This is a genomic window from Nitrosospira multiformis (assembly GCF_003050865.1).
GTDB classification, from domain to species: domain Bacteria; phylum Pseudomonadota; class Gammaproteobacteria; order Burkholderiales; family Nitrosomonadaceae; genus Nitrosospira; species Nitrosospira multiformis_E.
The window spans coordinates 89,379-104,255 of the sequence record NZ_QAOK01000008.1; the positions used below are offsets into that span (position 1 = coordinate 89,379).

The window sequence follows — 14,877 nt, forward strand, 5'->3', positions numbered from 1 at the left end:
GGAAGCCACAAAAGAGCCGCTGCAACATTGGTTCCAGTAACTCCTTTCTTTGAATCTATGTCAGCTTGTGTTCGGATTCGATTATTCCGTCAATTCCTCTGATTACAGGAAAAATAGCAATCCTCCAATAGCATTTATTCACCAGCATGAGCAGTAAGAAACAGCGACTTTTCCAAGGAAGAAAAGAAGTTTTGGTACTGTATTGGATCTTCCACTGGCGTTACGTTGAACTGTGCATTTGCGCGTACCAGCATTCGATCATTGCCTTTTGCCCGAGCTGAAACTGTTATTCTAATTTTGTTTGCGTCTTGTTTCGTAGCACTTACGCTTCCTAGCATCAAATCCGCGCGATCAATTACGAAACCAAGATCTTGAAGAGTGGAGATCGTCGCCCTAAGCACCTTCTCTTTATCACCCGTATCAAATGTACGAGACTGATAACTGCGCTTCTGGAGTTGAGTCTCATCACCCATATCGAGAACACGCTGATTTGTAGTAGTGCAACCGCTGATCAATAAAGCCAATAGCAGCAGTATAGGAGATACGGATTTCATAATTTTTGCCCCTCAAGGAAGACAGATTTCGATACCTTCTCATAAAAATCTTGATACAGCTGAGGGTCACTTAGAGTTTCGCCATACACACTGTTATCGGTTTTACGCACAAGACGCTGAAAAGTAACTCGTACAAAATGGCTATCAATCATTTGCTTGCCGCCGCTATCTAATACTGGCCTCACAACGAGAGCGACGCGAATTGTTTGATCCTTACTTGTCGGCATCGCGACTCCAGTTAGAATAGCAACGGCGACAGCAGCTGCTATCTCGCCGCCATTAACAGCATCCCGTTCTTTGCTCGCAGTCAAAACACCGAGTTTTGTTTCCGAATTTTCAAGGTTGTATCCGAGATCTTGGAGCACGTTAGCGCTCGCAGTAATTAAGTCGGCCTCTGTGAGCCCATCATAGCGCCGACTTTCGATCTGCCTTTGTTTCAAAAGCTGCGGCGTACTTACAAAAGAATCAGGCGGAATGCTAACGCACCCTGAGAGGAGGAGCAGTACCAGAAATGTGATTTGCTTTTTCATTTAAAATCTCGTCGTATGATAAGCAAACTCGCGTACCCTCTTTTCGTGGTCGTATTTAACGATCACTGTTAGCGTTCTTTGTGATGTTGATGAGGCACCGGAAGAGCCTGAAGTCATAAACTTTATGCCCGCATCGCTATGCGAATAAACCCGATCGGTAGCGACCTTGTCATAAATCCAAACCTCCCGCCCTTGCTCATCCGTTGAAACAATATTCGGGGAACCTAAGGCTCCGGCAACCTCTGCACCAGACATACCCTTTCTAAGTTCTTTTTGCACCGTTCCAACAGTAACTTTATCGCCAGTATCGTCCTGGACATCTTTGCGTTGATAACTTGCCGACGCGCATCCAGTGACAATTAAGGCAATCATGAGCAGCATGAAAACCGACCCGCTTGATTTTTTATTCATTACATTTTTCCTAGTCTTATTGAGGCAAAATCAAGTGATGCATGTAACTCTTTCACGTGTTAACCACGTGATGGACTTAACGGACCCCCGAACAAATAACTTTAGTCCGCAACTCCATTGGGTTCGTTGAGGGATTGGCTTGAAGAGGAGCCTTGCTGACACATATCAATACATAGAACCCCCCATCATAAAGCAAATTCCGTGCCAAGATTTATAAAACAGGGAAGTATTAAAAGACACCGAGAATCCTTGGAATGAGTGTAAGAATTTTCGGCAGTGGGCGAAGTGCGGCAACTCTTTCGAGCAGAGGTAATCACCCCTGCATACGTTGAAAATGGCGGTATTGAAGTAGGGGACTACGGTCATACAGGCTGGCAGTCGTTCAGTTATACCTTGCCGGCCGATGGCACCTATACCGTTGGGTTTGGGGTTGTAAATATGCAAGACACAGCCCTTAATAGTGTGCTTTTTTAGCTGGAGGCGACCAGCTCTCCCAGCTATTCCCGAACCCGGAACTTATGTAATGCGCACGATCACGTTGAGCAGGATGCGGATCAGGGGGCACGCTTCTTAAAGAGAACAGCATTTATTTCACTCCAATCGACCACCAAACGTGCGTAATCGAAGCCGGGGCGGGATCCGGCCACGCGCAAAAAACCAGCAGCCCATGGATTCAGGTAAAGAAATCTTTCTACTGCCAAGGGCAGGAGGGATTATAAAGAAATAACTCTAACTCAGCATTTATTGCGTGATTTTCGATAAACGAAACAGCAGAAGAACATTCTGCTCGTATAGTGCTTCATGCTGGCGCTCTCATGCGTTAAACTCGAATTTTTTCAATTTTTCATTTAGTTATGGCCCAATACGTACTTACCATGAACCGGGTGGGCAAAGTGGTTCCACCCCGGCGCACGATACTCAAGGATATTTCCATCAGTTTTTTCCCTGGCGCAAAGATAGGTTTGCTGGGACTCAACGGTTCGGGCAAATCCACCGTTCTGAAAATCATGGCGGGCGTGGACAAGGATATCGAGGGCGAGGTCACCGCCATGCCCAACCTCAATATCGGCTATCTTCCGCAGGAGCCGCAGCTCAACGCCGAGCACACGGTACGCGAAGCTGTACAGGAGGGGCTCGGCGAGGTATTCAGCGCGCAGCAGAAACTGGAGGAGGTTTACGCTGCCTATGCCGAGCCGGATGCAGACTTCGATGCCCTGGCATCCGAGCAAAGCCGGCTCGAAGCGATCATTGCCGCCAGTGGCGGAAACGTCGATCAGCAGATGGAAGTTGCCGCCGATGCGCTGCGTTTGCCGGAATGGGACGCCATCGTGAAGAATCTCTCGGGTGGCGAGAAACGGCGCGTCGCCTTATGCAAATTGCTGCTGTCCAAACCGGACATGCTATTGCTGGACGAACCTACCAACCACCTGGATGCGGAGTCAGTGGAATGGCTGGAGCAATTCCTCACGCGGTTTCCGGGCACTGTGGTGGCAGTAACGCACGATCGCTATTTTCTCGACAACGCCGCGGAATGGATCCTGGAACTCGACCGCGGGCACGGCATACCGTGGAAGGGCAATTACAGTTCCTGGCTGGAGCAGAAAGAAACCCGCCTGAAACAGGAAGAATCAGCCGAATCCGCACGCCAGAAGGCGCTGAAAAAAGAACTGGAATGGGTAAGCCAGAACCCCAAGGGACGCCAGGCGAAATCCAAGGCGCGTATTGCGCGCTTTGATGAACTCAATTCGCAGGAGTACCAGAAACGTAACGAGACGCAGGAGATATTCATTCCCGTGGCTGAAAGGCTGGGCAACGAAGTCATCGAGTTCACGAACGTATCGAAGGCATATGGCGATCGCCTGCTGATCGACAACCTGAGTTTCAAGGTGCCTCCCGGAGCTATTGTCGGCATCATCGGTCCGAATGGAGCCGGAAAATCCACTCTCTTCCGGATGATTGCAGGAAAGGAGCAGCCGGATTCCGGCAATATGGAAATCGGCGCAACCGTCAAAATTGCCCATGTGGATCAATCACGCGCCGCCCTGGAAGATGGAAAAACCGTATTTGATGCGATCTCGGATGGGCATGACATCCTGACGGTAGGCAGATATGAAACGCCGGCGCGCGCCTATCTTGGCCGCTTCAATTTCAAGGGCTCGGACCAGCAGAAGATTGTCGGCAACTTGTCCGGCGGTGAACGCGGAAGGCTTCACCTGGCTAAAACGCTTATCGCCGGGGGCAACGTGCTATTGCTGGATGAGCCTTCCAACGACCTCGATGTGGAAACGCTGCGGGCGCTGGAAGATGCGCTGCTCGAGTTTGCAGGATGCGTGATGGTCATCTCGCATGACCGCTGGTTCCTCGATCGTATCGCTACTCATATCCTGTCGTTCGAGGGAAATTCGCAGGTGGCATTCTTCGATGGCAATTACCAGGAATATGAAGCCGACAAGCGGAAACGCCTCGGGGAGGAAGGCGCAAAGCCCAAGCGGATCAGGTATAAGCCGATCAATCGGTGAGCGGCTAAGCACTTGGCTTTCCGGCAAGCCTGTCTCAGCCCCCTTCGATCCTCGACAAGCTCAGGAACTCCCTCTCCCCAATGGGGAAAGGGAGCTGCAATAGAGAAGGGAAGGAGCAAAATTCAAGGTTTCAAGCCAAACCGGAGCGTATAACCTGCCCGCAGCTATACCACAATGGAACAGCGGTCCAGGGAGAATATCGGCGCCTGCTCTATTAATAGCGGCCTTCGCGCTTCGGCCCGGTACCATTGTAATTCTCCTGCTGCTCATATCTTTCAGTACCGTCGGTACGGTATCTGGAATTATCCTGACCTCTTTTCATCGAGGTGCCTTCCTTTATGTGCAATCTTTCCTTGATGCTCTCATCCCCGCCTTTATCATCCGTATCCCGAACAGCCGGAGAATCGGCTGGCCCGATCTCGTCCGATATATCGTTGTCGCTCGGTGCAGACAAGACATATGAATCCTCACCAGCATAGACTCCACCTGATGTACTGACACCGAGAACAAATGCCACGGCAATTGGAAGCAGTGTGAGCCCGGATATCAAAGAAAAACGTTTCATGATTGCTCTCCTTATCAGCTCAACGATTGACCGAAAGTGACTGAAACCGCACAGTACGCCTGATTCCAACGTCATTCCGTACGCTAACATACATATTGCCTGCATTAATCTGATTCTTCGTGAGATTTTGGATATCAAGGGCTTTTCTATACAATTATCAAATTTGCTGATCAGTCTTTTCACTTTTTCAGATGCAACTCATGAAACTGGTATATCTTCGCTCCCTGTACATCTCGGTTTTCGCGCTATTCATAAGCATTGGCGCGCTCTTTTGCAATCCGGTGACGGCGAGCGAAAACAATACCTTGAACTCCGCAAAAGCGTGTCCTGCCTGTCCTGAAATGGTACCCATTGCAGGCAAGAAATTTGCTGTGGGTAAATACGCCATAACGTTCGACGACTGGGAGGCGTGTGTTGCAGGAGGCGGCTGCGGTGGGTATGTTCCCCCCGATAACGGCTGGGGGCGCGGTAAAAGACCGGTTGTGAATGTAAGCTGGGATGATGCGCAGGCTTATCTGCGATGGTTATCGGATAAGTCGGGCAAGACTTATCGGTTGCCCACGGAAGAGGAATGGGAAGTCGCTGCCCTGGCGGGCGCGACTACCGAATACTATTGGGGCAACGACGTCGGACGCAATAACGCCAATTGTGATGGATGCGGAAGCGAGTGGGATAACAGGAGAACCGCTCCCGTCGGCAGTTTCAAACCTAATGCCTTTGGCCTGCACGATATGATGGGTAATGTCTGGCAGTGGACGGATACCTGCCGGAAAGGGAATTGTGCAAAACGCCTCCTGTGCGGAGGCTCCTGGAACCACCGGCCGCAGGATATGCGGGCAGGTATGTGCAACTGGTTCGATACCAACAAACGCATGCGCTATCTGGGATTTCGACCCGCAATGACGTTGCCCTGAAGCACACCCGCTCTTTTTTCCCTCTCCCCCAATTTTTTCCCTCTCCCCCGACCTCTCTCCCACAAGTGGGAGAGAGGAGTGATGACATCGGCCAAATTGAGCTAAGCATGATGGATAGCTCAAATAATTCGTTTAGTTGCGATACCTCAACTGCGCCTGATTCGCGCACCCAGCGCCGACAGCTTCTCTTCGATCCGTTCATAACCACGGTCAAGATGATAAATACGGTCAACGATTGTTTCACCCCGGGCGATCAGGCCGGCCAGAACCAGGCAGGCCGAAGCGCGCAAATCGGTCGCCATGACATTCGCTCCATCAAGCCCGGTCACACCACAAACCACTGCGGTATTGCCTTCGACTTTGATGTCGGCATTCATACGCTCCAACTCCTGCACGTGCATGAAGCGATTCTCGAATATGGTTTCGGTAATGATCGCGGTTCCGGTAGCGATGGTATTCAATACCATGAATTGCGCCTGCATGTCGGTAGGAAAGGCTGGATAAGGCGCCGTCCGCAGGTTTACCGATTTCAGCGGGTTATTCATTTTCAAGTGTATCCAGTTTTCACCTGACTCGATGGCAGCCCCCGCTTCCATCAGCTTGTCGAGCACCGCGTCCATCGTATCGGTGCGCGTCTGCCTGAGATAGATTTCGCCCCCGCTGGCCGCGGCTGCTATCAGGAATGTGCCGCTTTCGATACGATCAGGCATGACGCGATAATTGGCACCATGCAGGCTTTCCACGCCTTCAATGGTGATGATGTCCGTTCCGACTCCCTGAATTCTAGCCCCCATGGCGATAAGGCAGTTCGCGAGATCCATCACTTCCGGTTCCCGCGCCGCATTTTCCAGCACAGTCGTCCCTTCCGCCAGCGTGGCCGCCATCATCAGATTTTCAGTGCCGGTAACGGTGACGATATCCATCACGATATGCGCGCCGTTAAGGCGTTTCGCCTTCGCATGAATATAACCGTGCTCGATCTCGATCTCCGCGCCCATTGCCTGCAATCCTTTTATATGCTGATCAACGGGACGCAGGCCAATGGCGCATCCACCCGGCAGCGACACTTTTGCCGCTCCCGCCCGCGCAAGCATCGGGCCCAGCACCAGAATTGCGGCCCGCATGGTTTTCACCATTTCGTACGGCGCAACGAGATTGGAAAGATGTGCCGCAGTCAATTCGGTCCTGCGGTTGCTGTCGACATTGGTCTGAACCCCCATCTGCTGGAGCAGGTCCAGCATGGTGGTTATATCATTCAGATGCGGAACGTTTTCGACGACGAGGGTTTCCCCGGTAAGCAGGGAGGCGCACAGGATAGGCAGCGCTGCGTTCTTGGCTCCGGAAATGGTTACATCGCCGGAAAGCCGCACGCCTCCGTGAATGATCAGTTTCTGCATGGTTGAAATGTGCTGAGGTTCCCGTCATCATATCGCAAACACAGTATCCGTAGTTTCAAATTTCGGCTTATTATGCCAACGTATTATCAACCAAAGGAGATCAGATGAAAAAAAAGACAATACATACAACGGATGCGCCGCAGGCTATCGGCACTTATTCCCAGGGGATACGCGTCAGCGGAGGCGATACCATCTACATTTCCGGTCAGATCGGTCTCGAACCCTCTACCATGCAAATGGTGGAAGGCATCGAGAATCAAATCCATCGGGTATTCCAGAACCTGACAGCGGTTGCAGCAGCCAGTGGCGGCAGCCTCGGCGATATCGTCAAATTGAATGTCTATCTCACGGACCTTTCCAACTTCCAGAAGGTGAATGAAATCATGGTGGAATATTTCAGCGCTCCTTACCCTGCGCGCGCTGCCATCGGGGTATCCGCGCTACCGCGAAACGCGCTGGTGGAGATCGATGCGGTGTTGGTGGTATCAGCGTGAGGACTGACGGCGTGATACAGGAAACCGCGCGCTAACCCAGGGAATGCGCTTCCACGACGGATGCAGTCACTCGCCACCTCTCCCATCAGCGGGACAATCAGGGACAAGCTCATCAAACTCGGCATTACCGATGCTTCAAGCCTGATACTGCATTTGCCGTTTCGCTACGAGGACGAGACGCACCTCTACTCCATCAATGCCATGCCTGCCGATCGAACAGTGCAGGTCGAGGGCATGATCACCCGCAGCGAAGTCATGTACCGGCCGCGGCGACAATTGGTGTGCCAGGTGGAGGATGGAACAGGTGTTTTGTTCATGCGCTTTCTGAATTTTTACGGCAGTCAGGTAAAAGCGTATTCAGTGGGTACGCGGGTGCGCCTGCTGGGAGAGGTCCGTCCCGGCTTTTTCGGTGTTGAAATGGTTCATCCCAAATGCCGGATTTTGCGCGGGGACGCGCCCCTCCCGGAGGCGCTCACTCCGATTTACCCCTCTACAGCCGGACTTCCTTCCGAAGCACTGCGCAAACTGATTTCCCGGGTGCTGCAAACAGGAGATGGCGGAAACCATGGGACTGCTCTCTCCGAAACGCTGCCCGATGCGGTACGCGAGCGCTGTCAACTTCAGGGTTTCAAGGACAGTGTGCTATTCCTGCACCAACCCCCACCGGATGCGTCGTCCGTTCTTTTGCAGGAACGCACCCATCCCGCCTGGCAGCGGATCAAGTTCGACGAATTGCTGGCGCAGCAATTGTCGATGCGGGTGCATTATCAGCAGCGGCGTAACGGCAGCGCCCCTGTTCTGATGGCAAAAAACGATTTGACCAGGGCGCTGCTGAAGTTGCTGCCTTTCGATCTCACTCAAGCCCAGAAGAAGGTTTTCGCCGAAATCAGCCGCGACCTGGCGGAGCCCCACCCCATGCAACGTCTGTTGCAGGGTGACGTGGGAAGCGGCAAAACGATCGTTGCCGCGCTGGCTGTGCTGCAATCGATTGAAAATAATTTTCAGGCGGCCCTGATGGCGCCGACCGAGATTCTTGCGGAGCAGCATTATCAGAAACTCTCGGCATGGCTTGCCCCCCTGCTGGGGCCACGCGGGCTGCGGATCGCGTGGCTCGGCGGCAATCAGAAAAAGAAGGAACGGGAAACCACGCTTGCCGATATTGCTGCCGGCAGCGCCCTGCTTGCCATCGGGACACACGCATTGTTCCAGAACCAGGTGGAATTTGACAGGCTGGGACTTGTGGTTATTGACGAACAACATCGCTTTGGCGTTCACCAGCGGCTGGCATTGCGAGAAAAAGGAGCCGGCGCGTACTCCATGCCGCACCAGTTGATGATGAGTGCAACGCCCATTCCGCGTACCCTTTCGATGAGCTATTACGCTGATCTGGATGTATCCGTAATAGACGAAATGCCTCCCGGACGCGCACCGGTAGTGACCAAGCTTGTAGCCGACGCCCGGCGTGACGAGGTAACGGCGCGCGTGCGGGAGGCCTGCCGCGATGGGAAGCAGGCTTACTGGGTATGTCCACTGATCGAAGAGTCCGAAGCGTTGCAGCTCAAGACCGCTCTGGAAACCCATCAGGGACTGACCGGGACTTTTCCGGAATTAAAAATCGGCCTGGTGCATGGCAGGCTTCCATTTCAGGAAAAATCCCATGTAATGGAAGCATTTGCGCGAGGTGAAATCCATCTCCTCGTAGCGACAACAGTGATCGAAGTGGGTGTGGATGTGCCCAATGCGTCGCTGATGGTGATCGAGCATGCAGAACGCATGGGCCTTGCGCAATTGCACCAGCTGCGCGGACGAATCGGACGAGGCACAGCCGGCGGTGTATGCATACTGATGTATCAGCAACCTCTCTCCACAACCGCACGCGAGCGGCTCAAGATAATTTTTGAGCACACCGATGGTTTTGAAGTAGCGCGCCGCGATCTGCAGCTGCGCGGTCCCGGCGAATTTCTGGGCGCGCGCCAGAGCGGCCTGCCTATGCTGCGCTTCGCTGATCTGGAACGGGATGAAGATTTGCTCGACACGGCGCGGAGGGTCGCCGAAGAATTGCTGCGTGATCATCCGGAAGCGGCAAAACGCCATCTCCATCGCTGGCTGGGAAGAAAAAGCGAATACCTGAGAGCATAAAAAGAGCGACCCGATGCCCTTCTTCATCGCGGATTTTTCGTACTCGTGAATGATTCTACAAACCAGAAACCTGACCTTGCAGCATCCCGACAAACTGCTGTGCCGCAATCTGAACCTCACCGTCAATCCGGGGGAATGCTGGGCGATTCTGGGCCGGAACGGCTGCGGCAAGACGACTTTGATACACGCACTGGCTGGGCTGCACCAGGCGAAGGAGGGACAGGATTCATCCGTAACCATCGCGGGAATGGCGCCTGGGCAATGGTCCCGGCGGGAACTCGCCCGCAATCTCGGCATTCTGTTGCAGGATGAGCCCGGCGAGTTCTGGGGTACGGTGTACGAATACGTGCTGCTCGGACGACATCCTCATGCAGCCAGTATGTTCGGCTGGCAGGCGGACGACCTCGAGATGACATCTCGCGCTATCGAGCAGATGGGACTGGCCGGCCTTGCCGATCGTCTACTGGTTACGCTTTCCGGCGGCGAGCGCCAGCGCGCGCGTATCGCCTTGCTGCTTGCCCAGTCGCCCCAATGCTATCTGCTGGATGAACCCTTGCAACACCTCGATCTGCGCCATCAACTCGGGACCATGATCCTGTTCAGCGAACTGGCGAAGCGGGGCAGTTCCATCGTAATGGTGCTGCACGATATCGGCTGGGCAGTCAGATTCTGCGACCACGCATTGCTGCTGTTCGACGACGGCCATGCCATGAGTGGCAGCATAGACGAAGTGCTCAAGCGCGATAATCTTGAAGCACTTTATCACTGTAATCTAGGGGAGTTCATCGCAGGCCGGCAGCACCATTTCTTCCCGCAAACGGTGCCGAGTGTATAATCTGGAATTTCAGGCATACTTTTTCTCAGCAGCAATTCTTCAGCACTTTTTCCAGCAAGGGCCGTGGACGGCAGTGGCTGTTTGCCCTCACTTGATCTTCCCCTTTTGGATGAGTTCGCCGCGCGGGAGGACGAAATCCCGGAGCTTGTTCATCTGTATTCACAATGATTCGTAAACTTATCGATCGCGTCTTCAACCGCAATACATCCGCTTCCATCTCTTCCGCCCGCACTTCCTCCACGAAGCCGCATATCATCACACGCGACCAACACGGCATCACGCGCGATCACATCAGTTCCGGTGCGCTTAAAGTGACCTCAGGCTTGCAGGAAGCAGGGTATTCCGCTTTCATCGTGGGCGGAGCCGCACGCGACCTGGTGCTGGGACTGGAGCCAAAGGATTTCGATGTTGCCACGAATGCCACACCCGAAGAAGTGCGCGCTGTTTTCCGCCGCTCGCGTATCATTGGCCGCCGTTTCCGGCTGGTGCATGTCATGTGGGGAGCAGAAACGGTAGAGGTTTCGACTTTCCGCGGCGGCCCATCCGGAGAGACAGGGGGGCTGAGTGCTGGCGAGCATGCGGACGAGCATGGGCGCCTCTTGCGCGATAATGTATTCGGCAGCCAGGAGGAGGATGCCAGGCGACGCGATTTCACTGTGAATGCGCTGTTCTTCGATCCCATCCACGAGGAAATCTGGGACTATCTGAACGGCTATGAGGACCTGAAGGCACGACGCCTGCGCATCATTGGAGATGCGGTACGGAGATATCGCGAAGATCCCGTGCGAATGCTGCGGGTGGTACGGCTGGGCGCCAAGCTCGGCATGGAAATCGATGCCGATACGGCCGCGCCTATCAGCGAACTGGCCCCCCTGTTGCTGCATGTGCCGCCCTCGCGGCTGTTCGATGAAATGCTGAAATTGCTGCTATCCGGCCACGCGCTGGCCTGCGTGACCGATTTGCAGAACCGCGGATTGCATCACGGCCTGCTTCCCATGCTCGATGTGATACGGGAACAACCGCTGGGCGGGCGCTTTATCACGCTCGCGCTCAAAAATACCGATGAGCGCGTGCGGCAGGAAAAGCCTGTATCGCCGGGATTCCTGTTTGCCGCCCTGTTGTGGCACGAAGTGCTCGCCTCTTGGAATGCTTACCAGGCGACAGGTGAAAGGCCTGTTCCCGCCTTGCATCTGGCGATGAATGACGTGCTGGCGGTACAAGACAAGAACCTGGCAATTCCGCGCAGGTATGACGTTATCATGAAAGAAATCTGGATGATGCAGCCGCGCTTTGGCCACCGCTCAGGGAGCAGACCGTTCCGGCTCCTTGAAAATCCCCGCTTTCGAGCTGCCTACGACTTCATGTTATTGCGTTGCGAAAGCGGCGAAGTGGATGAGGAACTGGGTAAATGGTGGGAAGCATTCCAGCATGCAGGTTCCCGCGAACGTGAAGCCATGCTGATCAGCGATGAGAGCCAGAAGAGACGCAGGAGAAACCGTAGTCGTAAAAAATCGGGCGCTGCCCCTACGGGAGAAGGCGGCCACGTAGTATCAGGGAAGCAGGATGATTTTGCCCCATGAACGGGGCTGATAACGGTCGAATCGCCTCGCATGCGTATATCGGACTGGGGAGCAATCTGGACGAACCTGTAGCGCATGTGCAAAAAGCGTTTGAAGAGCTGGGTGAGCTTCCTTTTACGCGCTTGCTGGCGCATTCTTCGCTCTACCGCAGCGCGCCCATCGGGCGTCTGGATCAGCCTGATTTCATCAACGCGGTCGCGCATATCGAAACCGCTCTGCCGCCTCAGGATCTGCTGCGAGCCCTGCTCGGGATCGAGCAAAAGCATGGGCGGATGCGCGAGTATCTCAATGCTCCGCGTACACTCGATCTCGACTTGCTGCTGTATGATGATCTGCAACTGGATGAGGATGGCTTGATCCTGCCTCATCCGAGGATGCACGAACGGGCGTTCGTATTGCAGCCCCTGCTCGAAATTGCGTTGATCAGCAGCATACCGGGGCGCGACAACATAAGGGAATTGCTTGCTGCCTGTGAAGGACAGCGGCTGAAACGCGGGCTGGACACGTGAAGCTTGAGGAATACCGCCACATTGCGGTGGAAGGCCCGATTGGCGTGGGAAAAACCAGCCTGGCACGACGAATGGCGGAGTATGCGGGCGGACAGCTCCTGCTGGAAAAACCCGAGGAAAATCCGTTTCTCGGCAAATTCTACGAGGATATCCGCCGATATGCGCTCCCTACCCAACTGTTTTTTCTGTTTCAGCGCGCCAACCAGTTGCAGGATCTGCCGCAGATCGATCTGTTTACGAAAACGACCATAAGCGACTTTCTGCTGGATAAGGATCCGCTGTTTGCGGGGCTGACGCTCAACAATACAGAATACAATCTGTACCAGAAAATCTATCACCATCTGCAACCCGAAGCTTTCACCCCCGACCTCGTGATCTATCTGCAAGCGTCACCCGCCACGCTGGTGGAGCGGGTGAAGCGCCGTGGCAGTCCCTATGAACAAAACATTTCCGAAACGTATTTGTGGCGGTTGGCCGACAGCTATGCGCGCTTCTTCCATCATTATGAGGATGCGCCACTTCTGATCATCAACAGCGAGCATCTCAATTTCGTTGATAGCGAGGAAGATTTTGCATTACTGCTGAGACAGGTCGAACAAATGCGCGGCCCCAGGGAATATTTCAATTTCGGAAGATGAGCAAGCCGGAAAACAGGAATCTAAAAATGAGTTGGATAACCTATCCGATACACGCAACCAGGAGCTGAACCATGCGTATCACACAAGATGTTTTTCAAAAAATGCGAGACGATGGGGAGAAAATTGCCATCGTTACCTGCTATGACGCAAGTTTCGCTACATTGCTGGAAAGAGCAGGCGTCGATATCCTGCTGGTGGGGGATTCACTGGGGAATGTGATCCAGGGTGAAGAGACTACCCTTCCGGTTACCCTGGATGACATGATCTACCATACACTTTGCGTGAAGCGCGGCTCAAGCACGGCCTTCATCATGACGGATATGCCTTTCGGCACCTCACAGGTGAGTCCGGAAGAAACCCTCCGCAATGCGGCCGAACTCATGGCGGCAGGCGCCAACATGGTCAAGATCGAAGGCGGTTCCCTCATGGCCGAAACCGTGGAGTTCCTGACACAGCGCGGCATCCCCGTGTGCGCGCACATCGGCCTCACGCCACAATCGGTAAACCAGTTGGGGGGCTATAAGGTGCAGGGAAAGACCGACAATGAAGCCGGGCAGTTGCTGGAGGATGCGGTCGCGCTCGAACAGGCCGGAGCAGGAATGCTTTTGATGGAAGTGGTGCCTGCCGCCCTTGCAGCGCAGGTTACCCGAACGCTCTCCATTCCCACCATCGGTATCGGCGCTGGAAAGGATTGCTCGGCGCAGGTACTGGTGCTGTATGACATGCTGGGCATTTATTCAGGTAAGAAGGCGAGGTTCATGAAGAATTTCCTCACGGGCGCCGGCAGCATCGAGGAGGCCGTGCAAAACTATATCAGAGCGGTCAAAGCCGGGGAGTTCCCTGGCGCCGAGCATACATTCTGACTGCCCGGATCCGAGGTGGACGTCATCACGGATATTTCACCGCTACGAACACGCCTCAGGCACGAGTCCTCCATTGCCTTCGTGCCGACGATGGGCGGGTTGCACGAGGGGCACTTGTCCCTGATTCGCGTCGCCCGTCAGCATCGGGAATGTGTAGTCGCAAGCATTTTTGTAAACCGCCTGCAGTTTGCCCCCACCGAGGATTTTGACCGATATCCGCGCACGCTGGAGCAGGACTGCGCGCTTCTCGAAGAGCAGGGCGTTCACGTCGTGTTTGCGCCGGAAGAAAGAACGCTTTATCCCGCGCCGCAAGAGTTTACGGTGGAACCCTCCCCCATCGCAAACATGCTGGAAGGGAAGTACCGTCCCGGCTTTTTTCGGGGAGTGGCAACTGTCGTGCTGAAGCTCTTCAATATCGTGCAGCCGCAGACGGCGGTGCTCGGAAAAAAAGACTATCAGCAATTGCATATCGTACGCGAACTGGTGCGGCAATTTAATTTGCCCATAGAGATCGTTGCAGGCGAAACAGTTCGCGCCCCGGACAACCTGGCATTGAGCTCGCGTAACCGCTATCTCAGCAATGAGGAGCGCGCCGAGGCAACCCGGCTGTATCAGGTGCTATCGCAAGTGAAGCGGGAGATCGAAGGCGGCAATCGCAATTTTGCCGGACTGGAGGAAAACGCGATGAAAACTCTTATCTCCCACGGCTGGAACGCCGATTATGTCTCGATACGCGAGAGAGATACCCTGGCCCCAGCCCAGCCCAGGGATGGGAATATGGTAGTGCTGGGAGCAGGCCGCTTGGGTAAAACCCGGCTGATCGATAACCTGGAAATCATCCCGAAAAAGGAATAGAGGCACTGAAAGCCGACTCAGCGATTGGCACGCTGCTGCCCCAGTTCTTCCCGCTACACCCTGCTTTGCCAGCC

At 54.2% G+C, this 14,877-nt stretch carries 15 protein-coding genes; 10 read left to right on the plus strand and 5 right to left on the minus strand.

The window, feature by feature from the left end; genetic code table 11:
• Window positions 1-134: 134 nt before the first annotated feature.
• From C8R21_RS06195 to C8R21_RS06205, 3 genes are read right to left on the minus strand one after another with little or no spacing between them, the layout of a single operon-like run.
• Window positions 135-554 carry a hypothetical protein gene (locus C8R21_RS06195; RefSeq protein ID WP_107761921.1) on the minus strand — a complete coding sequence of 140 codons (420 nt, stop codon included), beginning with the start codon at window positions 552-554 and terminating at the stop codon, window positions 135-137.
• A complete protein-coding gene (locus C8R21_RS06200; RefSeq protein ID WP_107761922.1) occupies window positions 551-1,084 on the minus strand; it encodes a hypothetical protein in 534 nt (177 codons plus the stop codon). The genes C8R21_RS06195 and C8R21_RS06200 overlap by 4 nt, the downstream gene beginning before the upstream one ends.
• Window positions 1,085-1,495, minus strand: coding sequence for a hypothetical protein (locus C8R21_RS06205; RefSeq protein WP_219906618.1), 411 nt, complete (start codon window positions 1,493-1,495; stop codon window positions 1,085-1,087).
• Between the two features lie 854 nt (window positions 1,496-2,349).
• Between C8R21_RS06205 and ettA the strand changes: the two genes are divergently transcribed.
• Window positions 2,350-4,014 carry an energy-dependent translational throttle protein EttA gene (ettA, locus tag C8R21_RS06210; protein ID WP_107761923.1) on the plus strand — a complete coding sequence of 555 codons (1,665 nt, stop codon included), beginning with the start codon at window positions 2,350-2,352 and terminating at the stop codon, window positions 4,012-4,014.
• Window positions 4,015-4,228: 214 nt separating this feature from the next.
• On the opposite strand, the gene C8R21_RS06215 is transcribed toward ettA, so the two are convergent.
• Window positions 4,229-4,579 carry a hypothetical protein gene (locus C8R21_RS06215; RefSeq protein WP_107761924.1) on the minus strand — a complete coding sequence of 117 codons (351 nt, stop codon included), beginning with the start codon at window positions 4,577-4,579 and terminating at the stop codon, window positions 4,229-4,231.
• Window positions 4,580-4,779: 200 nt separating this feature from the next.
• Between C8R21_RS06215 and C8R21_RS06220 the strand changes: the two genes are divergently transcribed.
• The gene (locus C8R21_RS06220; protein WP_181258867.1) at window positions 4,780-5,493 is read left to right on the plus strand and encodes a formylglycine-generating enzyme family protein; all 714 of its coding nucleotides are present in this window, start codon (window positions 4,780-4,782) and stop codon (window positions 5,491-5,493) included.
• A 146-nt stretch (window positions 5,494-5,639) separates the two neighbouring features.
• On the opposite strand, the gene murA is transcribed toward C8R21_RS06220, so the two are convergent.
• The gene (gene murA, locus C8R21_RS06225; protein WP_107761926.1) at window positions 5,640-6,890 is read right to left on the minus strand and encodes a UDP-N-acetylglucosamine 1-carboxyvinyltransferase; all 1,251 of its coding nucleotides are present in this window, start codon (window positions 6,888-6,890) and stop codon (window positions 5,640-5,642) included.
• A gap of 104 nt (window positions 6,891-6,994) precedes the next feature.
• Here murA and C8R21_RS06230 point away from each other — a divergent pair, with 104 nt between their 5' ends.
• The 8 genes from C8R21_RS06230 to panC all read left to right on the plus strand — a co-directional run bounded on the left by C8R21_RS06230 (window position 6,995) and on the right by panC (window position 14,803).
• Window positions 6,995-7,384, plus strand: a complete 390-nt coding sequence (locus tag C8R21_RS06230; protein WP_107761927.1) for a RidA family protein — start codon at window positions 6,995-6,997, stop codon at window positions 7,382-7,384.
• A 60-nt stretch (window positions 7,385-7,444) separates the two neighbouring features.
• Window positions 7,445-9,523, plus strand: a complete 2,079-nt coding sequence (gene recG, locus C8R21_RS06235; protein WP_107761928.1) for an ATP-dependent DNA helicase RecG — start codon at window positions 7,445-7,447, stop codon at window positions 9,521-9,523.
• Window positions 9,524-9,572: 49 nt separating this feature from the next.
• Window positions 9,573-10,358: an ABC transporter ATP-binding protein gene (locus C8R21_RS06240; protein WP_107761929.1), complete on the plus strand. Its 786-nt coding sequence runs from the start codon at window positions 9,573-9,575 to the stop codon at window positions 10,356-10,358.
• 164 nt (window positions 10,359-10,522) lie between these two features.
• A complete protein-coding gene (gene pcnB, locus C8R21_RS06245; protein ID WP_107761930.1) occupies window positions 10,523-11,938 on the plus strand; it encodes a polynucleotide adenylyltransferase PcnB in 1,416 nt (471 codons plus the stop codon).
• Window positions 11,935-12,447, plus strand: a complete 513-nt coding sequence (gene folK / locus C8R21_RS06250) for a 2-amino-4-hydroxy-6-hydroxymethyldihydropteridine diphosphokinase (RefSeq protein WP_107761931.1) — start codon at window positions 11,935-11,937, stop codon at window positions 12,445-12,447. Before pcnB ends, folK begins: the two co-directional genes overlap by 4 nt.
• Complete coding sequence (locus tag C8R21_RS06255) at window positions 12,444-13,085, plus strand: deoxynucleoside kinase (RefSeq protein ID WP_107761932.1); 642 nt, start codon at window positions 12,444-12,446, stop codon at window positions 13,083-13,085. The genes folK and C8R21_RS06255 overlap by 4 nt, the downstream gene beginning before the upstream one ends.
• A gap of 71 nt (window positions 13,086-13,156) precedes the next feature.
• Window positions 13,157-13,948, plus strand: a complete 792-nt coding sequence (panB, locus tag C8R21_RS06260) for a 3-methyl-2-oxobutanoate hydroxymethyltransferase (protein ID WP_074973586.1) — start codon at window positions 13,157-13,159, stop codon at window positions 13,946-13,948.
• A gap of 15 nt (window positions 13,949-13,963) precedes the next feature.
• A complete protein-coding gene (gene panC / locus C8R21_RS06265) occupies window positions 13,964-14,803 on the plus strand; it encodes a pantoate--beta-alanine ligase (RefSeq protein ID WP_107761933.1) in 840 nt (279 codons plus the stop codon).
• The last annotated feature ends 74 nt before the right edge of the window (window positions 14,804-14,877 follow it).